Genomic DNA, 24,933 nt, shown 5'->3' with positions numbered 1-24,933 from the left:
ATGAACAAGGCAATCACGTATTCGACGGGGGCCTTCGTCGCGCTCTGCGCGTTCGTGTCGGCGATCTCCGGATGCATCCCGCGCCCGCCGGGCGGCGGGGGCGCGGGCGCTGGCGCTGGGGCGGGCACGAACCTCGATTCGCCGGACGCGAAGCTTTGTCCTGCCGATGGAGTGCTCGACGACGGCGAGGACAACAACAACCAGCTCGCGGTGAGCAAGGGCCGGGGCGGTTACTGGTACACGTTCGCCGACAAGGGCGGCTCGACGATCACGCCGCAAGCGGGCGCGCTGGGCGGCACGTTTTCGATGAGCCCCGGCGGCGCGAACGGTTCGCAGAGCTCGGCGCGCATGAACGGCAAGCTCGGCGGATCGGGCACGATCTTCGCGGGCATGGGCTTCAACTTCGTCGATCCGAAGGCGCCGTTCGATGTCTCGCAGTACAAGGGCATCTCGTTCTGGGCGAAGCGCGGCGAAAACTCGACGGGCCACGTGCGCATCAAATTGCCGGACGTGAACACGGATCCGGAGGGCAAGGTCTGCACGGAGTGCTTCAACGACTTCGGCATGGATATCGAGCTCACGACGACGTGGACGCAGTACGTCGTCCTGTTCAGCGCGGCGCAGCAGCAGGCGGGGTGGGGCCAGCCGCGGCCCGGCGCGATCGAGAGCGCGAAGATGTTCGGCATTCAGTGGCAGGTGAACTCGCCCGGGGCCGACTACGACATCTACGTCGACGACATCCAGTTCACGGGTTGTCCGTGATGCGGGGACGTTCCGCGAGGTTTGTCATGCGCAACGTGACCTCATCGAGCATGCTCTACGCGGCGCTCCTCTTGTCGGGCTGCACGCCCGGCGCCGCAACACAAGACCCGAATGCGCCGAGTGATACGGGCTCGGGGCCCGCGCCCGTGGCGAACGCAACGCCGGTGGCGCCGCAGGGCGGCAACAACCTGCTCAAGAACAGCGATTTCGAGGACGGCACGAGCCTGCCGTGGACGACGTCGTTCAGCGCGCCCGCGACGGGCAAGGCGGCGGTCGAGAACGGCGCGTTTTGCCTGAAGATCGACGACAAAGGGGCGAACCCCTGGGACGCGCAGGTCCGCCATCGCGAGATGGTCGTCAAGCGCGGCCACACGTACACCGTGCGCTTCAAGGCCTGGGCGAGCAAACCCACGCGGGTCCGGCCCAAGGTGGGCATGGCCGGGCCGCCGTACGCCGAGTACTGGTCGGCCACGATCGATCTGAAAACGAAGCCGCAACGCTTCGAGGGCGCGTTCGTCATGGGCAGGGGCGACGATCCGACGGCGGAGCTCGCCTTTCACATGGGCGGGGGCCTCGCCGCCGAGGGAGGCGTGACGGTTTGTCTGGACGATGTTCGTCTCGACGACCCCGACTTCAAGGCGCCGCCGCCGCCGCCGCAGGTGAAGCTGCCCAAGGTGCGGGTCAACCAGGTCGGGTATTTCCCGGGGCTCGTGAAGAAGGCGATCGTGAAGGCCGCGCCGAACAAGCCCCTCGCCTGGGAGATCGTCAAGGAGGGCAAGGAGTCGGTCGCCAAGGGGACGACGGCGGTCTTCGGCGACGATCCCGCGTCCGGCGAGCACGTCCACATCGTGGATTTCACTTCGTTCGCGAAGCCCGGCGACAAGTACGAGCTGCGCGTCGAGGGCGAGACGAGTTTTCCCTTCAACGTCCGGAAGGATCTCTACGGAAAGCTCAAGTACGACGCGCTCGCTTATTTCTACCACAACCGCAGCGGCATGCCGATCGCCATGCCTTACGCGGGCGAGGAGAAATGGGCGCGCCCCGCCGGCCACACGAGCGACAAGAGCGTGCCGTGCGCGCCGGGGACGGGCTGCTCGTATTCGCTCGACGTGTCCGGCGGCTGGTACGACGCCGGTGATCACGGCAAATACGTGGTCAACGGGGGTATCTCGGTCTGGACGATGCTCGCGCAGTACGAGCGAGCGAAGCACCTCGGCACGAGCTCCGGCGATTTCGGGGACGGCAAGCTCGCGATCCCCGAGAACAAGAACGGGACCCCGGACATCCTCGACGAGGCGCGATACGAGATCGAGTGGATGCTCAAGATGCAGGTGCCGGACGGGCAGCCGCGCGCGGGCATGGTGCACCACAAGGTCCACGACGAGAAATGGACCGGGCTCGGGCTCGCGCCGCACGAGGCCAACATGAAGCGCTACCTGCGCCCGCCGAGCACCGCGGCGACCTTGAACCTCGCGGCGAACGCGGCGCAAGCGGCGCGTATCTGGAAGACGTTCGATCCAGCGTTCTCGGAGAAAACCCTGGCCGCCGCGGAGAAGGCCTGGGCCGCGGCGAAGGCGAACCCGGCGGTGTACGCGCCCGCGAGCGACAACCAGGGCGGCGGGCCGTACGACGACATCGACGTGAGCGACGAATTTTACTGGGCCGCGGCCGAGCTCTTCATCACGACGGGCAAGGAGGAGTACCAGACCGCCCTCACGAAGTCGAAGCATTACATGTCCGTTCCCCAGACGGCCGGTGGCACGGGCGCTGGCGCGCCGTCTTCCATGACGTGGCAGATGACGCAGGCGCTCGGCACGATTTCGCTCGCCGTCGTCCCGAACAAGCTCGACAAGGATCTCGTCGCGGCCATGCGCTCGAGCGTCGTCGCGGCCGCGGACGCGTACCTCGGCATCCTCGACGCCGAGGGGTATCGTTTGCCCTTCAAGGCGGGAGGGGCGCGCAAGTATCCCTGGGGCTCGAACTCGTTCGTGCTGAACAACCTCGTGGTCCTCGCGCTCGCACACGATTTCACGAGCAAGCCGAAGTACCTCGGCGGCGCGGTCGAGGGGATGGATTACCTCCTCGGCAAGAACCCGATGGTACAGTCGTACGTGACCGGCTACGGGTCGAATCCGCTCAAGAACCCGCACCATCGATTCTGGGCGAACCAGGTCGACGCGAAGTTCCCGACGGCGCCGCCCGGCGCGGTCTCGGGCGGCCCGAACTCGGGCCTCGATGATCCGTATGGGCAGGCCGCGGGGCTTGCCGGATGCGCGCCGCAGAAGTGCTTCATCGACCACATCGAGGCCTGGGGCTTGAACGAGATCACCATCAACTGGAATGCGCCGCTCGCCTGGGTCGCCGCGTTCCTCGACGAAAAAGGTCGGATCTGATCCCCTCGAACGAATGAAGCGAAAACGGAATCCCGCGCGGCTCATTGTGGTCGCGCGGAGGCTCCGCTACGATGATCCCATTCCTTCCGAGCGGCTCTCCCTCCGCTCCCACCGAAAGGTCGCAGAAATGAAATTCGTCAACGAACATCGTGCTTTCTTTGCCGTCGTGATGGGCTTGCTCGTGGTCTCGGCCGCCGCGTGCGACGAGGGCTCGACGGATACCACCGGAGGAGCGGGCGGAGCGGGCGCGAGCGGCGGCGGAGGCCCCGGCCCCGGCGGCGGAGGCCCCGGCCCCGGCAGCGGCGGCTCGGGCGGCGGCGGGCAAAAGCTCACCATCATCGACGATATGGAGGATCAGAACGGATCCATCTTCCCGAATGCGGGCATGCTGGGCGCCTGGTACACGTACAACGACGAGACGGCCGGCGCGACGCAGACGCCCATCGTGGGGGATCCCTTCGAGATGACCGCGCTGTCGCCCGCGCGGGGCTCGAGCACGTACGCGGCGAACACGAAGGGGAACGGCTTCACGACGTGGGGCGCGGGCTTCGGATTCGACCTCAACAACGACGGCGTGACGAAGAAGGCCTACAATGCGTCGCAGTTCGCGGGGATCCATTTCTGGGCCAAGGTCGGCGCGGGATCGAGCGGCGCGGTGCGCTTCAACGTCGGCGACTCGCAGACGACGCCCGAGGCCGGCAACTGCGGCGATACGTGCAGCGACGACTTCGGCGCGAACGTCACGCTCACGACCGACTGGCAAGAGTTCAAGTTCGCCTTCGCCGAGCTCAAGACCGTGAACTGGTCGAAGCAGAACCTGACGGCGATCAAGAAGGACGCGCTGTACTACGTGCACTTCCAGGCTTCGCAGAACGCGACGTTCGACATCTGGATCGACGACATCTCCTTCTACGAGTGAGGGAAACCATGCAATCACGACGCGGCCTGTTGTTCCTCGGTTTGTCGCTCTTCGGGATCTCGCTCGGTGCGATCGGCTGCGACGTCGGCGAGACGTCGAACCTCACGGGCGCTCAGGGCGGCGAGGGCGGCGCCCAGTCCACCATGGGCATGGGCGGCTCCACGCCCGGCGTGGGCGGCAGCGGCGGCGCGGGCGCGTCGGGATCATCGAGCGGGCCCGGATCGAGCAGCTCCAATAGCTCCGGCAGCTCGTCGAGCTCGGGCACGGGCGGCAGCGGCGGCGCGCCGCCCGTACCCCCGGGCGGGTATTACGTGCAAGGGAACAAGATCTACGACGAGAACGGGAACGTTCACGTATTCCGCGGGCTCGCGCGGCCCTCGCACGAATGGACGCCCCAGGGCGAGAACGTCTCCCTCGCCGATTTCCAGAAGATCAAGGGCTGGGGCGCAAACGTCACGCGTCTGTCCCTGAACCAAGGCTTCTGGCTGCCCGGGCACGTCCGTTACGACGGGCAATACCAGCAGAACATCGATCAAGCGATCCAGTGGGCGCACCAGGCCGGGCTCGACGTCATCCTCGATCTGCACTGGTCGGATCGCGGGGACATGAACAACTGGGACACGAAGCAGCAGCGGATGGCCGATCAGAACTCGGTGAAGTTCTGGCAATCCGTGGCCGAAAAATACAAAAACGACGGCGGGGTGCTGTTCGAGCTTTACAACGAGCCGCGGGACGTATCCTGGCAGGTGTGGCGGAGCGGCGGCGACAGCGGCGAGGGCTTCCAGGCCGTAGGCATGCAACAGCTCTACGACACGGTCCGAGCCACGGGCGCGCAAAACCTCGTGCTCATCGGTGGCCTCGACTGGGCCTTCGATCTCTCGGGCGTGACGCAGAACCGCATCCAGGGGACGAACATCGTGTACGTCACCCACCCGTACGATTTCGAGAGCAAGCAGCCGGGGACGTGGGAGCAGAAATTCGGCTTCCTCGCAGCGACCGATCCGATATTCATCACCGAGTTCGGGAGCTTCGACTGCTCGACGAACTACACGAGCCAGCTCCTCGACTACGCAAAGCAGCGCGGCATGTCCTGGACCGGCTGGGCCTGGTACCCAGGCGGTTGCAATTTCCCCGCGCTCATCAACAACTGGAACGGCGATCCAAGCGCGCCCGGGCAGATCGTCAAATCAGCGCTGCAGAATCCCTGATGCCGCGGGGCTTTGCCCCGCACCCCAGCAGGGGGCTGTCCGCCCCCTGCACCCCGGACCAGGCACGGCCTGGACCGAAGGCGGAAAAACCGCGCGATGCGCGGTTTTTCCGACGGGCCCGTGGCAAGACCACAAGCGGCCGCGCCGGCAGAGACAGCAGCGCTGCCCCACCTCGAGCAGACACGTCAGCGCTGCGGTCTTGACTGGCAACCTCGTCGCTGGTCTCGCCCTGGCCCGTTCGATGAACTGCGCATTGCGCAGTTCATCGACCCCGAGTCCAGCGCTTGCGCTGGTCCGGGTCCAGGGGCGGACAGCCCCTGGTCGGGGTCCGGGGTGAAACCCCGGCGCTACGCCATGGCGATCAATCCTCCACGCCGTTTGCCGCGATGACCCTGCGGTACCAGAGCGCGCTGTCCTTCGGGATGCGCTTCTGCGTCTCGTAGTCGACCCACACGATGCCGAAGCGCTGCGTGTAGCCGCGCTCCCATTCGAAGTTGTCGAGCAAGGACCACACGAAGTACCCTGCGAGGGGCGCGCCTGCGTCGATTGCGCGGCGTGCGGCGATGAAGTGGTCGCGCAGGAAGCGGGTGCGCCGCTCGTCTCGCACGCGACCCTCGGCGTCGGGGGCGTCGGAATAACTTGCCCCGTTTTCCGTCACGTAGAGCTTGGCTGGCCCGTATTCGAGGTGCACGCGCGTCAGGATTTGGCGCAACCCGTCCGGGTAGACCTCCCATCCCATCTCGGTCCACTCCTCGCGTGGTGCGAGGTGCTCGGTGCGCGGGAGGTTTTGCTCCTCGGGCACCTTGTCGCTGCGCATGACGGTGCGGTTATAGTAGTTGACACCGAGGAAATCGCAGGGGGTGGCGATGATCTCCAGGTCGCCTGGGCGCACGTCCGTGAAACCTTCGGGGGGCAGGTGCCCGGCCTTGATGTAGTCGGCGACCATGTCGGCGGGGTAGTGGCGGCCGAAGAGCGGATCGAGGAACCAGCGATTGAAATAGCCGTCGTGGTGCCTTGCGGCGTCGAGATCGGCGGCGCTCCGCGACGCGGGCACCGTGGGCGTCAGGTTCAGCGTGATGCCTACCTCGGCGCCGGGGCTGTTCTTGCGCAGGACCGGCACGGCGAGACCGTGCGAGAGCAGCAGGTGGTGGCTCACGGAGAGCGCGGCGCGGTAATCGCGGATTCCTGGCGCGTGCAGGCCGATCTGGTGGCTGAGCAGCGACGCGCACCAGGGCTCGTTGTGCGTGATCCACTTCTTCACGCGATCGCCGAGGCGCCGGCTCAGCACGTCGGCGTATGTGACGAACGCCTCGGCGGTGGCGCGGTTCGTCCATCCGCCCTCGTCTTGCAGTGCTTGCGGGAGATCCCAGTGGTAGAGCGTGACGAACGGCTCGATGCCCGCTGCGAGCAGCGTGTCGACGATTCGATCGTAGAAGTCGAGGCCGGCTGCGTTCACCTCGCCGCGGCCCTTCGGCAGCACGCGTGGCCATGCCACCGAGAAGCGATAGGCGCGCACGCCGAGGTCCTTCATGAGCGCGATGTCGTCGCGGTAGCGATGGTAATGGTCGCAGGCGACGTCGCCGTTCGTGCCGTCGTTCACCTTGCCCGGGGTCTTCGAGAACCGGTCCCAGATGGACTCGCCGCGGCCGTCTTCGGTCGCTGCGCCCTCGATCTGGTACGAGCTCGTGGCCGTACCCCACACGAAATTGTCGGGAAAAACGTACTTGGACATGGTGCCTCGCTGGGTTTACTCGCTTCGGGTCCGAGGGGGCTCGGGGTACAGATGACAGCGGACGACGCGGCCCTCGTCGTGGGAGACGGGGCGCGGGGTCTCGCGCCGACAAACGTCGGCGACATCGGGGCAACGCGCGGCGAAGGGGCATCCCGGCGGCGGATCGACGAGCGCGGGCGCGCCGGATCGCGCGGGCAGGCCGCGGGCGAACGAGCCTTCGAGGTCGGGGATCGCCGAGAGCAGGAGCTTCGTGTACGGGTGCAATGGTTTTTGCAGGAGCGCCTCGCTCGGCCCCGATTCCACGATGTGACCGGCGTACATCACCATCATCCGGTCTGCGACGTACCGCGCGCTCGCGAGGTCGTGCGTGATGTACAGGAACGAGATGCCGCGCTTCTCTTTGAGGTCGAGCATCAGGTTGAGGATGTCGGCGCGGATCGAGACGTCGAGCATGCTCACGGGTTCGTCCGCGAGGATGAGATCCGGCTCCACGGCGAGGGCGCGTGCGATGGCGACGCGTTGACGTTGCCCGCCGGAGAGCTCTTGCGGGTATTTCGCGGCCACCTCGGGCGCGGGGACGAGGCCCACGGTGTCGAGCAAGGCGTGGACGCGCGTGGTGAGATCGGCGCTCGTTTTGGTTTTGCCATGCAGGAGCAGCGGGCGTTCGAGGTGTTTTCCGATCGTGCGCGCGGGGTTCAGCGAGCCGAAGGGGTCCTGGAAGATCATCTGCACGCGGCGGCGATAGGCGAGCGTCGCGTGGCCTCGCGCTTCGCCTTGGACGTCGCGGCCGTCGAGCAGGATGCGCCCGCTCGTCGGCGCTTCGAGGCGCACGCAGAGCCGCGCGATGGTGCTCTTTCCGCTGCCCGACTCGCCGACGAGCGCGAGGATCTCGCGATGGCCGAGCGTGAAGGACGCGTCGTGCAAGGCCCGGAGGTGTTTCGGGCGCAGCCATCCTCCGACCCGGTAGAGCTTGCCGAGGTGCTGCGCTTCGAGGAGCGGGGGCGTTCGATCGGGCACGCTCATGGGGACACGACGTGGCAAGCGGTGTGGTGGTCCTCGGCGATCACGCGCAGCACGGGCGCTTCCGTCGCGCACTGCGCGGCGGCCTCGCCGCAACGCGCGCGGAAGGCGCAGCCTGCGGGCAGACGACGCAGATCGGGGGGAGAGCCGGGGATGCCGACGAGCTTCCGGCGCGGGCCGTGGATCGAGACGAACGAGCCGAGCAGGCCTTTCGTGTAGGGATGCCGCGGCGCGCGGAAGAGCTCGCGCGTGGGCGCCGTCTCCACGAGGCGGCCCGCGTAGAGCACGCCGATGCGCGTCGCGAACTGCGACACGATCGACATGTCGTGCGTGATGAAGAGCACGGACAAACCGAGCTTCTCCTTCAGCTCGGCGATCTTCGAGAGCACCTCGTGCTGGACCACCACGTCGAGCGCCGTCGTCGGTTCGTCCATGACGACGAGCGGCGGATGGAGGGCGAGCGCGAGGGCGATGCCAACACGTTGACGCATGCCGCCCGAAAGCTCGTGTGGATGACTCGCGAGCCGCGTGGGATCGATGCCGACGAGCTCGAGCAGGTGAGCGGCCCGCTCGCGCGCGACGCGCTTGCTCGTCCGTTCGTGCGTGACGAGGACGTCGATGATCTGATCGCCGATCGTCAGGACGGGCGAGAGCGCGTTCATGGCGCTCTGGAGGACGAAGGACATCTTGCGCCAGCGGAAGCGACGCAGCTCGTCCTCGTTCATGGCGAGGACATCGTGGCCCTCGAAGAGCACGCGGCCGCCCGTGATCATCGCGGGCGGCGCGAGGATACGCGCGAGCGCCTGCGCGACGGTCGATTTGCCGCTGCCCGACTCGCCCACGAGGCCGAGGACTTCGCCGCGCTCGAGGACGAACGACACGCGGTCGACGGCGCGCACGGGGCCCGACGGCGTCTGGTACGCGACGACGAGCTCCTCGACCGCAAGGAGGGGCGCGCTACCCATGGTCCCTCACGACCGGCGTCGATGCGCCGGGTCGGATGCCACGCGCGGCGAGGGCGCGTGTCCAGTCGCTCACGGCGCGCAGGCGCGGGTTCGTGATCTCGTCGAGGGAGAAGCTCACGAGGACGAGCGCCGTGCCCACGAGCGCGACGGAGAGGCCCGTCGGGACGAGCGTCCACCACGCGCCCGTGAGCAGCGCGGCGTCGTTGCTGGCCCAGTAGAGGTTCGTCCCCCACGTGACGACGCTCATGTCGCCGAGCCCGAGAAACTCGAGGCCGACCTGCGCGCCGATCGCGTACACCGTCGCGCTGATGAAGCACGACGCGAGGACCGACGTCATGTTGGGCAGGATCTCGCGAAAGACGATGTGCAGCCTGCTCTCGCCCGTGACGATCGCGGCGGCGACGAAATCCTTGTTGCGGAGCGAGAGCACCTGCGCGCGGATCACCCGCGCGTTCCAGGCCCAGCCCGTCGCGACGAGCACGACGAGCAGCGCCCTCGTGCCCGCGGGCAGATATGCCGCGAGCACCACGGCCAGGGGCAAACCCGGAATGACGAGCGAGACGTTCGTGAGCAGCGAGAGCACGTCGTCGACGAGGCCGCCGAACGTGCCCGCAATCGCCCCGACGGTCGCGCCGATCGTGGTCATCGCGAGTCCAGCCACGAAGCCGACGAGCAGTGAGGCCCTCGCGCCTGCGATCGTTTGAGACCAAACGTCTTGCCCTTGCCCCGTGGTCCCGAGCAGGTGCGCGCGCGAGGGCGGCTGCAGCGGGATGTCGACGAACGCCGAGGGGTCGTACGGAGCGACGAGGGGCCCGACGAGCGCCATCAGGAAAAACACCCCGAGGATGGCGAGGCCCACGGCGGCTTTTCGAGGGATCTTCGTGCTGCCCATCGGATGCGCCCCCGAGCCCTCAGCGCCCGCGCGTCCGCGGGTCGAGCCATACGTAAAGCACGTCCACGAGGAAGTTCGCGGCGAGCACGGCCATGGTGATCGTCAGGAAGATGCCCTGCATCAGCGGATAGTCCTGGCTACGAACCGCCTGCACGAGGAGATACCCTTGGCCCGGGTACGAAAAGACGATCTCGGTGAGCAACGAGCCGCCGAGGACGAACCCGAGCGCCATGCCAAAGCCGGTGACGTTCGGCAGGAGCGCGTTTCGCGCCGCATAATGGAACATGATCCGGAGCGGCGACAGGCCCTTCGCGTGCGCCATCGTGACGTAATCCTCGGCGAGGACGCCGATCATCGAGCTGCGCATGGAGAGCATCCAGCCGCCCACGCTCGCGAGGACGATCGAGGTCGCCGGCAAGAGGAGGTGCTCGGCGACGCTCGCGACGAACGAGAAGCTCAGCGAGGGCGCGAGCGTGTCGGCATACGCGTGGCGCAGCGGCAGCACGTCGAGCGTGAAGCCGAAGCCGTAAAGCAGCATCATCGCGAGCCAGAAATAAGGAAACGCGCCGAGGAACACGAGGAGCGGCGGCAGCGTCGTGTCGAACGCGCCGCCGCGGCGCCACGCCGCGATCACGCCGAGCAGCGATCCGAGGGCGAACGCGACGACCACGGAGGAGCCCGTGAGCAGCGCCGTCCAGCCGAGCCCCATGGCGAGGACGTCCGTGACCTTGGCCGGGAAATACGCGACGGATACGCCGAGGTCGCCGCGGAAGAGGTGCGCGAGGTAGGCCGCGTATTGCTCGTGCAAGGGGCCGCCCGTGAAGCCGAACGCCTCGCGCAGCGCCGCGAGCGCCTCGGGCTGGAGCTGTCCTTTGTAACGCGCGAACATCGCGGAGGCCGGATCACCGGGCGCGAGGCGCGGGACGATGAAATTGAGGGTGAGCGAGGCCCAGGCCGCGAGGATGTACAGGCCGAGCTGTCGCAGGAGGTATCGCACGTGCCGTTTCCTCGTGAACCTTTCGCCTCACGCGCCCCGCGGCGTGAGCCGCGTGAGGACGAGCAAGCACTCCGGCGCGCTGTAAGGGGAGGGTTTGGCGTACGGATCCTGCGCGCTCGGAAAACCCTCGAAATGGCGGGTGTTGAACGCGGCCCAGGCCGGGTTCGGGAAGAGCGGGATCACGGGCGCACGCGCGGCGAACAGGCGCTCGAGCGCGTGCGAGAGGCGCATCTCGTCGCGCTCGTCGGAAGCCCCCTCGAATTCCGCGAGCAGGGCGTCGGCCTCCTCGCTGCCGAACCGGTGCCAGTTGCGCGCGGCAGGATCGCCGAGGGGCCGCAGGGTCGCCGTGCCCATCAGATCACGATAAAAATGATACGGCGTTGGCTCGTCCGAGGACCAGCCGAGTGAGAGGTCGAACGCGCCTTTCTGGAGCTTCTCGAAGAAGGCGCTGAAGTCGTACGCGCGTGCGGCCGAGGTGACGCCGAGCGCGCGCAAGCCCTGGGCGATGATCTGCGCGGCGCGGATCCAGTCGGACCAGCCCGTGACCACGTGGACGTCGAGCGTGAGCGGCGCGCCGTCGGCCGAAGCGCGAAGGCCATCCGCGCCGCGCGGATAACCGGCCTCGTCGAGCAGTCGTCCGGCGCGGTCGATGTCGTGCGTGATCCAGTCGCCGGCCGCGGCGGCCTCGGCGCTGCGAAAACGCGCGTATCCGTCGTGGAGGCCGGTCGCGTCCGCGGGGCGGGTATAACCGTACATCGCGACCTTCACGAGCAGGGCGCGATCGATCGACATGCTGATCGCCTTGCGCACGCGTTCGTCCGAGAGCGGGGCGCGCGCGGCGTTGGGATAGAGCATGACGGTGCCGCCCACGAGCGGGAACCAGTAATGGTGGTGGGCCGGATCCTTCGCGACGAAGATCCGCTCGACGTCGGGCACGAAGTTGCCGGCCCAGTCGACCTCGCCGTGGAGCAGCGCGAGCGTCGCCTGATCGTTGCCGGGATACGCGGGGAAGCGGAGCCCCCGGAGAGCAGGTTTGCCCGGCTGCCAGTACCGCGGGTTTCGGCCGAGCTCGTAGACCTGATTCTGAAAGACCGTGATTTCGGTGAAGGGCCCGGTGGCCACGGGGCGCTCGTTCGTGAACGTGACCGGGTCTTTCACGTCCCGCCACACGTGCCGCGGCACGATGGGCTGGTGGCCGAGGTAGACGAGCCCCGGGACGTATTGTTTTTTCAGGGAGAACACCACCACGTCCGGGCCGCGCGCCTTCACGTCGTCGAGGAAGGACCAGACGCCGCAGAGATCGAGCGCCTTGTGGCGACTGAGGATCTCGAAGGTGAAGACGACGTCGTCGGCGGTGAAGGGCTCACCGTCGGACCAGGTCACGCCGGGGCGGAGGGTACAATGGAGCGTTCGTTTGTCGGGGCTCCAGGTGGCGCCGGTCGACAGCCACGGGACGAGTTTTCCGTTGATGGTGTCGTAGATGAAAAGGGGCTCGTAGATTCCCGCCCGCGTGGGCCAGCGGATGTTGCCCGGCGCGAGCAAGGGATTGAAGTTGCGTACCCAGGAGGCCTGCTGCTCGGTCGACACCGTGAGGACACCGCCGGGATCACGCCGCGCGCCGCGCCGCCCGGAGCACGCGCTCGCGAGCGGGGCGAGGAGCGTCGCGGCCAAAAAACGCCGGCGAGGCCATCGCATTCGTGTCATCGAGGAATCTTCCAAGGCCATCGAATTCGTTTCTCCTCGACGCTACCCGCATTTTTCGCCGAGCGTCAAGGTCGCTTCGACGCGGCTCGTGTCGTCGATCTTTTCAGCCGACCATGATATGGCATTGGCGATGCCTCGGTCCCGCCGGCGCGTGTTCTCTCGGGACGGGGGAAGGGAGTTCATCATGCGAACGAGAGGCTTCGTTGTGTCGTCCGCCAGGAAGGGGATCCTCGTCTCGGTCGCCGCGCTGCTCGCGGCCTGTGCTTATGGAGTCGAGCCGGACCGGAGCGGCCTCACGCCCGGAGCCGGCGGCGCAGGTCCTGGCGGCGCGGGCGGCGGCGGACCGGGCGGCGCGGGCGGCGCGAGCAGTTCGAGCTCCAGCGCGAGCAGTTCTTCGAGCTCGAGCAGCTCGAGCTCCAGCGCGAGCAGTTCGAGCTCCAGCGCGAGCAGTTCCTCGAGCTCGAGCAGCTCGAGCAGCTCCAGCTCCTCGGGCGCGGGCGGCGCGCCGCCGACCGGTTTGCACGTTCAGTACAAGGCATCGGATACCAACGCGACGAATGCCGAGATCAAGCCGCATTTCAACATCGTGAACGGCAGCGATGTCTCCGTGCCGCTCGCCGAGCTCCAGATTCGATATTACTACACGCTGGAGCCGAACGGCTCGCAGACCGAGGTGTTCCACTGCGACTATGCGTTCGTCGGCTGTGGCAAGGTGTCGGGCGCGTTCCTGACGACCTCGGGCGCGAACGCCGACCATTACCTGGAGGTATCGTTCAGCGGCGCCGACGTCCTCGCGCCGGGTCAGCAGAGCGGAGAGATCCAGGCTCGATACAACAAGATGGATTACGCGGCGTACGACGAGACGAACGATTACTCGTTCGACCCGACGAAAACAGCGTTCACCGATTGGGACAAGGTCACACTCTACCACAATGGCTCGCTCGTCTGGGGGGTGGAGCCGTGAGTCGATACGCGTGTGTCCTCGTCGCGTGCGGGCTCATTGGCATGGGCGCCGGGGGGTGTGATCCCGGGAGCGCCCAGAGCCAGAACCCGCCGGTGACCATCGATCCCCGGGACACGGGCTCGGACGACGATGTCGGCGCAGGGGACATGGGCCCCACGCCGGTCGAGCTTCATGGGCAGCTCGAGGTGGTCGGCACGGAGCTCCGCGACGAACACGGCGAGCGCATGCAGCTCAAGGGCCCGAGCAGCATGTGGCTGAATTGGGAGAACGAGGGGTTCGCGCAGAACCTCGAGGCCTTGCGCTGGATGCGAAACAACTGGCGCGCGACCGTGATCCGCGCCGCGATGGGCGTCGAGCCGGACGGGGCGTACCTGACGAACCCCGACAAGGCGCGGAGCCAGGTGGAGCAGATCGTCGACAATGCGATCGCTGCGGGCGTGTACGTGATCATCGACTGGCACGATCACAATGCGCACCAGCACAAGGATCAGGCCGTGCAGTTCTTCAGCGAGATGGCCACGAAATACGGCGACAACCCCAACGTGATCTACGAGCCGTTCAACGAGCCCTTGGATCTCGATTGGCAGGGCACGCTGAAGCCGTATCACGAGGCCGTGATCGCGGCGATCCGCGCGAAGGATCCGGACAACGTGATCGTGCTCGGCACGCCGAACTGGTCGCAGGACGTGGACCGCGCCGCGGAGTCACCGGTGGCCGGGACGAACCTCCTTTACACGTTGCATTTCTATGCGTGTACCCACACGGATTTCTTGCGCGGCAAGGCCGACGGGGCCCGCGCCAAAGGGCTGCCCATGCTCGTGACGGAGTGGGGGGCCACGCACGCCGACGGGGGGACCGACGGGCAGGTATGCCTCGACGCCGCTCGCCTCTGGCACGAGTGGATGAACACGCACGGAATCGGCTGGACCGCCTGGAAGCTCGACAATTGCGGGCAGGATTCGAGCTGCATTCTCGCACCCAACGCCCCCGTCACGGGCGGGTGGACGAGCACGTACCTGAAGGGGCACGGCGTGTTCGTCCGGGCGCGTATGCAGGACGAGTGACGTTCGTAGGCGGGCTACTTCGGAATCTCCTGGCAGCAGCCGGTGACGCAATAACTATTGACGGGGCAGGGGTCTTGCCCTTTCAGGCCGCAGGGCTGGACACCGGCTTCGCATTGCCCGGTCGTGCCACCATCCATCATCATGCACTCGGGCGGAAGCTCGTTTTTGCCGACGCAGAGCTCGCAGACATCACAATCGTTGTTGCAGCCGGGGACCGGCGTGCAGGGCTGGCACTTGTCCGGATCGGAGAGCACGTCGAGGGTGCAGCTCCCGCTACCGTTCGGGTTCTCGGAGCCGAGCCAGACGTACTTCTTGCTGCCTGCGGGTAGCTCGCAGCAGCCGAAACAATCGCAGCCGTTCGGCACGAGCGGCTTGCAGTAGTCGTAGCACTCCTGGGACTGGCCTTGCGAGAGCTCGGTACAGCCGAGGGGCGTCCCGGGCGTCATGGCTTGCGTGTCGTACTTGCACTGCTGCTGCTCGTACTTCTCCGGATAGAAGTTCGGCGCGACGGCGAGCGGGTCGCAGTTGTGGTTCCAGTAGCAGCCGTCGTTGCCGGCGCCCGAATCGGCGTCGAAGTAGCAGTCGACGATACACGCCTGGCCCACCGAGCCAGGGATGCCGCCGAAGTAGCTGCCCTCGGTGTTGTCGCATGCGCCGAGGCAGTCGGGATCGTTCGAATCGATGCGTCCGTCGCCGTCGTTGTCGTCGCCGTCGCCGCACTCGTAGAACTGGTTGAGGCAAGCGACGGGCGTCGGCGTGCCGCCGGTGCCGCCGGTGCCGCCGCTACCGCCGCTCGACGAGCTCGAACCTCCCCCCGCGCCGCCCGCGCCGCCCATGCCTCCCGTCCCCGAGCCCGCCCCGCCAGAACCCGAGGAGCTGGTCCCGTCACTGCACGAGGGCACGGCAAACACGAGCAAGGGGGCCGCGAGCAGGATGCAAAGCACACGTTGGGTGAGGGTCGACATTCGAAGCCTCCTTTGTGAGGAGAGAGCCCGGTAGGCCCTTCGGAGGATAACCAGGACCGCGGAAAAACCATAGCGGAGATCGTCGCACGCACGATTTCGGCCATGGTCTGCGTCGCTGGTAACGAATTGGACCACGCTCGCGTGGTCGATTGCGTTACCAATTCAGGCGGCCCGGGACAACCCCTCGCGCGGCTCCGCGCCCTCGACGGGGAGCGTGAAAAAGAACGTGGTCCCTTTGCCGACCGCACTCTCGACCCAGACCTTTCCGCCGTGCGCGGCGACGAAGCCCTGGACGATCGCGAGTCCGAGTCCACTTCCCTTGTATCCCGATCGGGTGCTTCGCCAGTAAGGCTGAAAGAGATGACCGATTTCATTCGCCGGGATCCCTCGGCCCGTGTCCGAGACCGAGAAGGCGACTTCCTTGCCGCGCGCCTCGGCCTGCAGGACGATCGATCCGCCCGGGTCGGTGACCTGGATGGCGTTGCTGAGGAGGTTTCCGAAGATCTGCATCACACGGTCGCGGTCGCAATGGACCCGCGGGAGCTCGCACGCGATTTCGCTCCGGAGCGATACCCCCTTCTCGCGCGCTCGATCTTGAAATCCGGCCATCGCTTCGCTCGCGAGCCGGCACGGCTCTTCGGGCGCCGGCACGACGGTGATGTGCCCTGTCTCGATGCTCGATACATCCATGATGTCGGATATCATGCGCGCCATCTGCTGCGCCGCGCGCGAGACGATGTCCGCCGGCTTGCGAAACGACGTATACGCTTCGTCGGAGGCCGCTCGTAAGGTCAAAAATTGCGCCGCGCCCATGATGCTGGCGAGGGGATTTCGCAGGTCGTGCGATACGATGGCCAGGACCTGGTCTCTCGCCCCGACGGCAGCCTTCAACTCGGTGACATCCATGCTCACGCCGACGAGCTGGGCTTTGTGCCCGGACCGCAAGAGATGGACGCCCGTGCGCAACCAGGATACCTGGCCGTCGCGCCGGAGGAAGCGGTGGTCGAAGGGGGCGGGGCTCTCCTCGTCCTGGCATCGACGAAAATGGGACAGGAGCGCGTCGAGATCCTCCGGCGGGACGTGCGCGGCCCAGAACTTCGGCGAACGTTTCCATTCCTCGGCGGTGAAGCCCGTCGCCGTGGCCGCGCGGCTGCTCACGAAGGAGAAAGCGAGAGAATTGGGATCCGCCTCCCACACGACGACGTGATCGAGATTGTTGATGAGGTCCAGATATCGAATGCGCTCGAAATCGATCTCGGCGATGAGCCGCTCGCGCTCCTCCTCGGCGCGCTTGCGGTCCGTGATGTCCACGAGCGCCGCGACGGCCGCGACGATGCGCCCCGCGGAGTCACGAATGGGCGCGCTCGTATTCAGGATGAAGCCATAGGTGCCGTCGCCGCGCAGGATCCTCACCTCTTGCCGCACCGTCTCGCCATTCAGGAGCGCCCGCGCGATCGCCCACTCCTGCGGCCTCAGCGGTCGACCATTCACGAGATGGAAACCCCGCCAGGTCCGATACTCCTCGATGGTCTTCGACGGCTCGAACGGGCGGCGCCAGATCTCGGCCACTTGCCGATTTCCCATGACCAACTTGCCGGAGGGCGCCTCGGCGAGGAGGACGCCGGCGGGCATCTGCTCGACGACGGCCGCGAGGCGCGCGCGCTCCACCTCCAGCTTTTCACGGAGCATGCATTGAGAAATCGCGGTCGTGGCGCGACCGGCGAGGGCGCCGAAGAGGTGTTTGTCCTGTTCGGAGAATTCGGAGGTGGTCCGGGAGCCCATGTGCGCGACGCCGAGGACACGAGCGCCATCGACGAGAGGGACGCCATAAAGGGCCTTCACGCCCTTCGCGCGGAGGAGCGGGCTCTTGACGAGCGGGTCCTCCGAGGCATTCCGGAGGAACATCGGGCGCTGCTCGGCAGCGATGGTCCCCGCGAATCCCTCGCCGATCCTCAGCGAGAAACCTTGCGAGACCTCCTCCTCGAGACCCACGGCGGCGCGAACGCGCAAGACGTCGTCCTCGCGCAGGAGGATCACGGCGGTCTCGACGGAAGCGGTCGCGTCGAGGAATACGCCGAGGAGCCGCTGCAAAAGCTCGTCCAGGTTCCGAGCTTCGAGGGAAGCGGTCGAGATTCGATCGAGGGCCTCGAGGGTGCGCCGGCTCGCGCGGGTAAAACGATCGACAGAGGCCGCGATGGCCATGTCGAGCGCGCCATTCAGGACCATCAGGGCCTCCGGCTGCTCGGCCAGGAGCTCCTTTTGCAAGAAATGCTTCGTGATCGCGGCCCGGAGCGCGGCGTATTCGGCGACGACCTCGCCGAGATCGAAGCCGGCTTCCAGGCGATCGCGGGCGTGGATCTCGGCCGTCTCCTTCGGCGGTTCGGGAGGCTGACCCGCCGCCATCGCGTCGATCATTGCGGCGATGTGCTGGAGGAGCTGGGGCACGTGGTCCATCAAGACCGGGCGCGCGAGGGAACGAGCGACGGGGAGCTTTCGGACCGCCTGCTCCCATTTCGCCAGGATCTCCGGCTCCAGGTCCCGCAAGAGCCCCGACAGGCTCGGCCCGCGGGGTGCTCCTTTGGAATCTTGCGTGCTCATCGGTCTCCGTCACCAGCGGCAGGCGCGCGCGGCACAGCTCGCGTTTCACCGTTGCAACGAACGAGCCAGCGATTTGGCGAGAGGCCAGCCTGTGCGGCCGGCCAAACCCTGACGTCGTGCGCGGGGAGAGGGGAGTCACCTTCGTGATCTTCGACGACGACCCTTCTCGCCTCTGGCGCGGTGGGCTAGAACCGCCCGACGCCATGCCGTTCGATCCCACTCTCTTCGATTGTCACCCGGACGGCGTCATGCGGCTCCGCGCGGTGCGCGACGAGACCGGCGCGCCCAGCGATTTCGAATGGTCGTACCTGAATGCCGCGGCGTCTCGGGCGTTATCGCGAAGCGACCTCGTCGGCAAGACGATGGGCCGAGAGGTCCCGGCGTTCCGGGAGAACGGGCTCTACGCCGCGCTCGAAACCACGAACCGCTCCGGCGAGCCGTGCAGCTTCGACCTGCCTTCGTTCACCCTCACGGGGCTGAAGGATGGTGACGGCGTATTCGTGTTTCTCCGGCGAAAGGAGGAAATCGGAACCGACGACCCAGAACATGTGGACCTCCCCGACCGCAAGCGGCTCGAGCAGGAGCGCGAGGAGCTCCTCGCACAGCTCGATGCGCTGATCACGCACGCGCCGGTTGCCATCGTCGCATTCGATCGTGAGCTGCGGATCGTATCGCTCAATGAGGAGGCTGCGCTCGAAGGGAGGGCCATCGACGACCACGTCGGCAAGACCCTCGGCGAGCTGCGGCCCACGTGGGCCGAGCGGGTCGAGCCGCTGCTCCGGCGCGTGCGCGATACCGGGGAGGCCATTCGTGGTGTGGAGGTCAGCGGGCCGGACTTCGCTCCGGACGAGGCGCGCCACTGGGTCATGAACTATTATCCGATCCGCGATTGCCGCGGCGATGTACGCGGGATCGGCGCCGTATCCCTCGACATCACGGCCCAGAAGCGGGTCGAGAACCAGCTCCGGGAGAGCGAGGAGCGCTTCCAGCAATTCATGGGCAATTGCCCCGCCTCGGCATACATCAAGGATGCCGAGGGGCGGTACGTCTGGGTGAACGCCTACCTCGAACGGAGGTTCGACCGCCCTCTCGCGCAATGGATCGGAGGTACGGACGCGGACCTCTTCTCGCCGGAGGAGGCCGCACGCGTGGGCGAGAATGATCGAGGCGTGCTCAGCAGCGGCGCCGTGACCCGTCTCGAGGAGACGGTGACGGTGGCGGGGCGGCCTGCACATTACCTCTCGTACAAGTTCCCGATACACGACAGCCATGGCCGCATATTGCTCGCCGGGATGTCCGTCGACATCACCGATCAGGTGGAAGCACGGGAGCACGTTCGGCGGCTCAATGCGGAGCTCGAGGCGAGAGCGGGCGAGCTGCAGACGGTGCTCGACCTCGTCCCCATCGCGATTTTCATGGCGCATGATCCGGATTGCCTTCGCATCACCGGCAATCGTGCTGCCGAGGAGCTCATCGGCGCGAGGGTGCGGACGAACATTTCCTTGCTGGCGGAGCCCGAGGAGCGTCCCACGCCCCACAAGGTCCTGCACGAGGGGCGCGAGCTCGGGATCATGGATCTGCCCATGCAGCGCGCCGCGCTGGGCCAGCTCCTCGACGGCGAAGAGTACGACATCGTCTTCGAGGACGGGCGCCGAAAGCACATCTTCGGGTATGCGTCGCCGCTCTACGACGCCGCGCACGAAATTCGGGGGAGCATCGCGGCATTCCTGGACATCACCGATCGCAAGCTCACGGAAGCCAACCTCGAACGGCGCACGCGGCGGCTCCAGCTCCTCTGGGAGGCGGCCCGCATCTTGATGACCGTTCACGACCTGAATGCCATGGTCCGCGCGCTTTTCGAGAAGATCCGCGTCGACCTCGGGCTCGACCTTTACGAAAATTGCGTGGTCGAGCCCGCTTCTCCGCGCCTGCGCCTCGTGTCGAGCGAGGGAATCCCGCCCGAAGCCGCCGCGTCGATCGACTTCGGGGCGTCGATTGGCGGCGTGGTCGCGGAGCGCTCGGAGTCCATCGTTCTGAGCGATGTGCAGAGCTCGACCGATGCAGCGGCGGAGTCCATTCGCGCGCTCGGCGTTCAGGCGTACGTTTGCAATCCGCTCATCGTTGGTGGACGGCTCGTCGGCACGTTGTCGTTCGGCAGCCGCAGCAAACGCGCATTCGCGCAGGACGAGGTGGAGTTTCTCGAGACCATCACGCAGTACGTCGCCGTCGCGGACGAACGGCTGCGGCTCATCGAGCAGCTCCGCGAGGCCGATCGACGAAAAGACACGTTCATTGCGACGCTCGCCCACGAGCTGCGCAATCCGCTCGCCCCGATCCGGAACGCGGTGCAGCTCCTGAAGGCGAGAGGTCCGCAGGAGCCGAAGCTCGTGTGGTGCCGCAACGTGATCGACCGGCAGGTCCAGCACATGGCCCGATTGCTCGAAGACTTGCTGGACGTCTCGCGTATCTCCCGCGGCAAGCTCGAGCTGAGGAGAGAGCGGGTCGCGCTGGCCTCCGTCATCGATGTCGCCGTCGAGACGAGCCGCCCGGTGATCGAAGCCGGGCGGCACCAGCTCACGGTGAGCCTTCCGGCGGGCTCGCTCTGCGTCGACGGGGATCCCGTGCGGCTCGCCCAGATCTTCTCGAACCTGCTCAACAATGCGGCGAAATACACGCCCGAGGAGGGCAAGATTGCGCTCTCCGTCGAGCGTCGAGGGGCGGCCGTGGTCGTGTCGGTCAAGGACAACGGCATCGGCATCACGAGCGACATGCTGCCGAAGGTGTTCGACATGTTCGCGCAGGCGGCGCCTGCGCTCGAGCGGGCGCAGGGGGGGCTCGGCATTGGTTTGTCGCTCGTGAAAGGGCTGGTGGAGCTGCACGGCGGCAAGGTGTCGGCGCGGAGCGACGGGGCGAATGGCGGGAGCGAGTTTCGGGTCGAGCTCCCGATCGTCTCCGTGCCGCAGGACAGCGAGCCGCACGAGGACGCCGCGCCTGCGCTCGTGGTGAAGCATCGCGTGCTCGTGGTGGACGACAATGTCGACAATGCCGATAGCCTCGCCGCGCTGCTGGAGATCATGGGCAGTGAAGTGAGGACCGCCTACGACGGCGAGCAAGCGCTCCGGATCGCCGAGTCGTTCAAGCCTACCGTGATGCTGCTCGACATCGGAATGCCGCGGATGAACGGCTACCAGGTCTGCCGGAGGCTGCGCGAGTTGCCGTGGGGGCGCGCCATTTGGCTCATCGCCATGACGGGCTGGGGGCAAGCCGAGGATCGTCGGCAATCACGCGAGGCGGGGTTCGACCACCACCTGGTCAAACCGGTGGACAATACCGCGCTGATGAAGCTTTTGGCGGAGCGGGGTCCGTAGGGATTCGATCACCGCCGAAGACGAGCCACCCATGCCTCGACGTCCGCGGCGGCGGCCTCCGCCCTCGGCCCGGACGCGAGGTATCCTGCCCGCGCCTCGTCCGCGAGCACGACCGCGCGCTGCCGGTCCTCGCCGGCCGCCACGAGCGCATGCGCGAGCGAATACCGCGCGTCCGCCAGCCTCGTCGGATCGCCCGGGTGACGCAGGAGCAAGGCGATCGCGCGTTCGAGCAGCGGAATGGCTCGTTTCGGCGCGTGACGGTCGATGTGGATGTCCGCGAGCGGGACGAGCGCGTCCGCGAGCGAAGGGTGCTCCTTGCCGAGCCGCGCCTCGCGGATGGCGAGGGAGCGCTCGACGAGCGGCTCGGCTGCGTCCAGGCGACCGACCGCGCCGTAGATCCTGGCGAGCGTATCGAGTGTGTTCGCGACGAGCGGATGCTCCGGCCCGAGCGCCTTCTCACGAATCTCGAGCGCGCGGCGCAGGAGCGAAAGCGCCTCCTCGTGGTCCCCTTGGTCGTGACGCACGATGGCAATGAAGACCAGCGTGCTCGCGACGACGGCGTGATCCGTGCCGAGGATTTTTTCACGTATCGCGAGCGCGCGGCGGTAATGGTCGAGCGCCTCCTGTGTGCGCCCCAGCATGTGCAGGGCACGCCCCATGGCTTCGAGGCAGGTCGCCGCTTGCTCGGAGTCCTCGCCGCGTTTGCGGCGCTCTCCCTCGTAGGCCTGCTGGAAGATGGGCAGCGCCGCGGCGTGGTTGCCCCGGACCGTGAGGACCTTGGCCAGATCGAAGAGCGCCATCAGGCGCACCGGGTGCTCGGGCGGCAAGCTTTGCTCGCTGATTTCGACGATGGATCGGCTCTCGGCCTCGGCCTCCGCCAGCGCGCCGCTCTCCTGGTGGACCAGGACGAGCGCCCGGCGCGCGCGCAGCGCCGACGGGTGATCTTTGCCCAGCGTATTCGACAGGGTGGCGAACGCTCGATCGACGGACGCGCGGGCATCGACGAGCTTGCCCTGATTGCGCTGCGCGCTGCCGAGCCCTTGCAGCGAGGCCGAGAGGAGCTCGGGATCGTGGGGCGCGAAGCGCTCGACCTGCTCGATGGCGCGCCTGCAATCCGTTTCGATCTGCGGCGCATCGGCGAGCGTATTGCCTCGATTGCAGATCCGCACCGACAGCCGCGCGAGGAGCTCCGGATTGGCCCCGCGCCTTCGAAGCGCCGCCCGCGCATATTCCAGGATACGCGCGGCTTCGTCGGTCCGGCGCGCGTCGAAGGCCAGAATGCCGAACAGATCGACCCAGGCGCTCGCCACGATTTCGTCGTGGTGGCTCGAAATCGCCGCGTGGGCCGCCGCGTGGTAGTCCCCCTCGGCTTCGCGATCCTTGCCGAGGAGGTCTCGAAAGCGCGCGCGCAGGTAAAGCGCCTCCGCTTCGAGCGGCCCATAACGTGTTCCGGCGGCACGCTCGACCAAGGGATCGACCCGCGAGAGCCCGTCCTCGTAACGACCGACCGCGAGCTCCGCGCGCACGCGGGAGAGATCACCCGTGACCCGGGTGATCTCCTCCTGCGCGGCCGTACCCTCCGGACGCGGATCCATCGACGAGAGCGACTCCAGGTTTTCGCAATCGCTGACGGGCGCGAGCTCCGAGACCGCATGCGCGCTCTCGTCGACCACGGCGGCGTCGGCCTGCGAGAGCGCCTGGGTGAGCGCGCCGAGGTCGGCGAGCCGCCGCTCGAGGCATACCATGCGCCGGCCGAGCTGCTCTTCCGTCTGCTCGCCGCGCACTCGCGTCGCCTCGCACGCCTGGGTATGCGCGTCCGCCCATTCCGTCGCGCGCCGGTCGAGGTGCGCCGCGACCTGGTCGAAGGCGCCCGCCGCATAAGGCAGCTTGGTCGCGAGAAACGCCTCGCGGACCGCGGCACGCCCGGAGGCGTCCCACACGCCTTCGAGCCGCCGCGACGCCCCGCGACAAGGCGGCTCCGCCGAAGGCCCCATCGACGCACGAACCACCCCGCCCGCGACGACCGCCGCGAGCAGGGGGACGACCCACATCGCTATCCGCCGGCGCAGCGCGCGCCGATCCCGTTCGAGGATCGCGAGCAGATCCCCGAGCGAGGCGTACCGTGCCTCGGGTTTCGCGGAAAGACCACGCCGGAGGGCCTCGTTCAGCCAGGCCGGGACATTGGCTGCGTGCGGGGCGTGGATGTCTCCTCGCAGGATGGAATCGAGGATCTCAGCCGGCGTATCGCCGCGGAAGGGGCGTACGCCGTGGAGCGCCTCGTGGAGGGCGACGCAAAAGCTGAATTGATCCGCGCGCGCGTCGGCGCGTCGGCCCTGGTGTTGCTCGGGCGCCATGTAGGCGGGCGTGCCGGCGACGACGGTCTGCACCGTCGCCGCCTCTGCATCCGGGCTCGAAGCTTTCGTGCCCCGGGAAAGCCCTTCCCGCGCGAGGCCGAAATCGAGCACCCGGACCCGGCCGTCGCGCCCGACCACCACGTTCGCGGGCTTGAAGTCGCGGTGCACGATCCCCATCGCGTGCGCGGCGGCGAGCCCGCGGCCTGCCTGGAGGAACACCGGGAGCATCTCGTGCAAGGGGCGACGGCGCTCGGCGAGCCACGCGGCGAGCGTCGGCCCCTCGACGAACTCCATCACGAGGAAGACGTCTCCGGCGGTCACCCCCACGTCGTGGATCGAGACCACGTTCGGATGGGCGAGGCGGGCCAGCGTCTGCGCCTCGGAGAGCAGACGCGCACGGGCCTGCTCGCTCCCTTCGCCTCCGCCCTCGGCGCGGAGCACCTTCAATGCGACGCGTCGGTTCAGCTCCGGGTCGTACGCAGCATACACCACGCCCATACCGCCGGCGCCCACCCGGGAGAGCACGACGTAGCGGTGGACGGCGCTTCCCGGCTGGAGCGGCGCCTCGGCGCTGGGGCCTCGCGCGTCGTCTTTCTCCGTCGTCGCCTCTTCCCGGGGACGCGCGAGCATCTCCGGCGTCGCGCCGCTCTCCTGGGACGAGCCCATGGTCTGTCCGACCACGGCGACGAGCTCCTGGCACGCGGGGCATTCGTCCACGTGGTGCTCGGTCCGCGCGGCCATCTCGGGAGCGAGGTGGCCGCCGAGCAGAGCGTTCAGCGTGTTTTCACCCGGACAATCCATGCGAAGACAGAGCACGTTATCGTGCGCGTCCCCTGCGGGCAAGGGCGCCCGCCGGGCGCATCTTGGCCGGAGCGGCTCCCGTGATGCTACCATGTGCGCACATGGTGCGTCGTGAAGAGATCGATCAAGCAGCCGGGACGCCGGCTCGCGGACCGATCTCCCGCTGCACGTCTCCAGCGGGTGAGAGTCCCGTCCGGGTAAGCGCCGGAGCGCCCGGTAGCAGGCCC

At 67.4% G+C, this 24,933-nt stretch carries 16 protein-coding genes; 7 read left to right on the top strand and 9 right to left on the bottom strand.

What is annotated here, in order from left to right; all coding sequences use genetic code 11:
* From QHF84_RS03315 to QHF84_RS03300, 4 genes are read left to right on the top strand one after another with little or no spacing between them, the layout of a single operon-like run.
* Window positions 1-762, top strand: a complete 762-nt coding sequence (locus QHF84_RS03315) for a carbohydrate binding domain-containing protein (RefSeq protein ID WP_281311686.1) — start codon at window positions 1-3, stop codon at window positions 760-762.
* Window positions 763-788: 26 nt separating this feature from the next.
* On the top strand, window positions 789-3,155 hold the full coding sequence (locus QHF84_RS03310; protein ID WP_281311685.1) for a glycoside hydrolase family 9 protein: 2,367 nt from the start codon (window positions 789-791) through the stop codon (window positions 3,153-3,155).
* Window positions 3,156-3,168: 13 nt separating this feature from the next.
* On the top strand, window positions 3,169-4,074 hold the full coding sequence (locus QHF84_RS03305; RefSeq protein WP_281311684.1) for a hypothetical protein: 906 nt from the start codon (window positions 3,169-3,171) through the stop codon (window positions 4,072-4,074).
* Window positions 4,075-4,082: 8 nt separating this feature from the next.
* Entirely contained in the window at window positions 4,083-5,282 is a 1,200-nt protein-coding gene (locus QHF84_RS03300) for a glycoside hydrolase family 5 protein (protein WP_281311683.1), read from the top strand.
* Between the two features lie 361 nt (window positions 5,283-5,643).
* On the opposite strand, the gene QHF84_RS03295 is transcribed toward QHF84_RS03300, so the two are convergent.
* The 6 genes from QHF84_RS03295 to QHF84_RS03270 are packed head-to-tail and all read right to left on the bottom strand — an operon-like array spanning window position 5,644 to window position 12,592.
* On the bottom strand, window positions 5,644-7,014 hold the full coding sequence (locus tag QHF84_RS03295; RefSeq protein WP_281311682.1) for a GH1 family beta-glucosidase: 1,371 nt from the start codon (window positions 7,012-7,014) through the stop codon (window positions 5,644-5,646).
* A 15-nt stretch (window positions 7,015-7,029) separates the two neighbouring features.
* A complete protein-coding gene (locus tag QHF84_RS03290) occupies window positions 7,030-8,037 on the bottom strand; it encodes an ABC transporter ATP-binding protein (RefSeq protein WP_281311681.1) in 1,008 nt (335 codons plus the stop codon).
* Window positions 8,034-8,999 carry an ABC transporter ATP-binding protein gene (locus QHF84_RS03285; RefSeq protein ID WP_281311680.1) on the bottom strand — a complete coding sequence of 322 codons (966 nt, stop codon included), beginning with the start codon at window positions 8,997-8,999 and terminating at the stop codon, window positions 8,034-8,036. Before QHF84_RS03285 ends, QHF84_RS03290 begins: the two co-directional genes overlap by 4 nt.
* Entirely contained in the window at window positions 8,992-9,891 is a 900-nt protein-coding gene (locus QHF84_RS03280; protein WP_281311679.1) for an ABC transporter permease, read from the bottom strand. Before QHF84_RS03280 ends, QHF84_RS03285 begins: the two co-directional genes overlap by 8 nt.
* A gap of 19 nt (window positions 9,892-9,910) precedes the next feature.
* Window positions 9,911-10,888, bottom strand: coding sequence for an ABC transporter permease (locus QHF84_RS03275; RefSeq protein WP_281311678.1), 978 nt, complete (start codon window positions 10,886-10,888; stop codon window positions 9,911-9,913).
* A 27-nt stretch (window positions 10,889-10,915) separates the two neighbouring features.
* Entirely contained in the window at window positions 10,916-12,592 is a 1,677-nt protein-coding gene (locus QHF84_RS03270) for an ABC transporter substrate-binding protein (protein ID WP_281311677.1), read from the bottom strand.
* A gap of 184 nt (window positions 12,593-12,776) precedes the next feature.
* Here QHF84_RS03270 and QHF84_RS03265 point away from each other — a divergent pair, with 184 nt between their 5' ends.
* Both QHF84_RS03265 and QHF84_RS03260 read left to right on the top strand, forming a co-directional pair.
* Entirely contained in the window at window positions 12,777-13,556 is a 780-nt protein-coding gene (locus tag QHF84_RS03265) for a cellulose binding domain-containing protein (RefSeq protein WP_281311676.1), read from the top strand.
* Window positions 13,553-14,620, top strand: coding sequence for a glycoside hydrolase family 5 protein (locus QHF84_RS03260; protein WP_281311675.1), 1,068 nt, complete (start codon window positions 13,553-13,555; stop codon window positions 14,618-14,620). Before QHF84_RS03265 ends, QHF84_RS03260 begins: the two co-directional genes overlap by 4 nt.
* Window positions 14,621-14,634: 14 nt before the next feature.
* On the opposite strand, the gene QHF84_RS03255 is transcribed toward QHF84_RS03260, so the two are convergent.
* Entirely contained in the window at window positions 14,635-15,585 is a 951-nt protein-coding gene (locus QHF84_RS03255; protein WP_281311674.1) for a hypothetical protein, read from the bottom strand.
* Window positions 15,586-15,747: 162 nt separating this feature from the next.
* On the bottom strand, window positions 15,748-18,183 hold the full coding sequence (locus QHF84_RS03250) for an ATP-binding protein (RefSeq protein ID WP_281311673.1): 2,436 nt from the start codon (window positions 18,181-18,183) through the stop codon (window positions 15,748-15,750).
* A 203-nt stretch (window positions 18,184-18,386) separates the two neighbouring features.
* On the opposite strand from QHF84_RS03250, the gene QHF84_RS03245 reads away from it, so the two are divergent.
* Window positions 18,387-21,551, top strand: coding sequence for a PAS domain-containing protein (locus QHF84_RS03245; RefSeq protein ID WP_281311672.1), 3,165 nt, complete (start codon window positions 18,387-18,389; stop codon window positions 21,549-21,551).
* A gap of 8 nt (window positions 21,552-21,559) precedes the next feature.
* On the opposite strand, the gene QHF84_RS03240 is transcribed toward QHF84_RS03245, so the two are convergent.
* Window positions 21,560-24,706, bottom strand: a complete 3,147-nt coding sequence (locus QHF84_RS03240; RefSeq protein WP_281311671.1) for a serine/threonine-protein kinase — start codon at window positions 24,704-24,706, stop codon at window positions 21,560-21,562.
* Window positions 24,707-24,933: the final 227 nt, after the last annotated feature.

The organism is Polyangium sp. y55x31 (assembly GCF_029946505.1).
Lineage (GTDB): Bacteria > Myxococcota_A > Polyangia > Polyangiales > Polyangiaceae > Polyangium.
The sequence above is the reverse complement of the archived record's forward strand: the minus strand, read 5'-3'. Positions and strand labels throughout refer to the sequence as shown.

Coding starts and splice junctions, on each gene's coding strand:
- QHF84_RS03315 (WP_281311686.1), top strand. CDS start 1: ATGAACAAGGCAATCACGTATTCGACGGGGGCCTTCGTCGCGCTCTGC.
- QHF84_RS03310 (WP_281311685.1), top strand. CDS start 789: ATGCGCAACGTGACCTCATCGAGCATGCTCTACGCGGCGCTCCTCTTG.
- QHF84_RS03305 (WP_281311684.1), top strand. CDS start 3,169: ATGAAGCGAAAACGGAATCCCGCGCGGCTCATTGTGGTCGCGCGGAGG.
- QHF84_RS03300 (WP_281311683.1), top strand. CDS start 4,083: ATGCAATCACGACGCGGCCTGTTGTTCCTCGGTTTGTCGCTCTTCGGG.
- QHF84_RS03295 (WP_281311682.1), bottom strand. CDS start 7,014: ATGTCCAAGTACGTTTTTCCCGACAATTTCGTGTGGGGTACGGCCACG.
- QHF84_RS03290 (WP_281311681.1), bottom strand. CDS start 8,037: ATGAGCGTGCCCGATCGAACGCCCCCGCTCCTCGAAGCGCAGCACCTC.
- QHF84_RS03285 (WP_281311680.1), bottom strand. CDS start 8,999: ATGGGTAGCGCGCCCCTCCTTGCGGTCGAGGAGCTCGTCGTCGCGTAC.
- QHF84_RS03280 (WP_281311679.1), bottom strand. CDS start 9,891: ATGGGCAGCACGAAGATCCCTCGAAAAGCCGCCGTGGGCCTCGCCATC.
- QHF84_RS03270 (WP_281311677.1), bottom strand. CDS start 12,592: ATGACACGAATGCGATGGCCTCGCCGGCGTTTTTTGGCCGCGACGCTC.
- QHF84_RS03265 (WP_281311676.1), top strand. CDS start 12,777: ATGCGAACGAGAGGCTTCGTTGTGTCGTCCGCCAGGAAGGGGATCCTC.
- QHF84_RS03255 (WP_281311674.1), bottom strand. CDS start 15,585: ATGTCGACCCTCACCCAACGTGTGCTTTGCATCCTGCTCGCGGCCCCC.
- QHF84_RS03250 (WP_281311673.1), bottom strand. CDS start 18,183: ATGAGCACGCAAGATTCCAAAGGAGCACCCCGCGGGCCGAGCCTGTCG.
- QHF84_RS03245 (WP_281311672.1), top strand. CDS start 18,387: ATGCCGTTCGATCCCACTCTCTTCGATTGTCACCCGGACGGCGTCATG.
- QHF84_RS03240 (WP_281311671.1), bottom strand. CDS start 24,706: ATGGATTGTCCGGGTGAAAACACGCTGAACGCTCTGCTCGGCGGCCAC.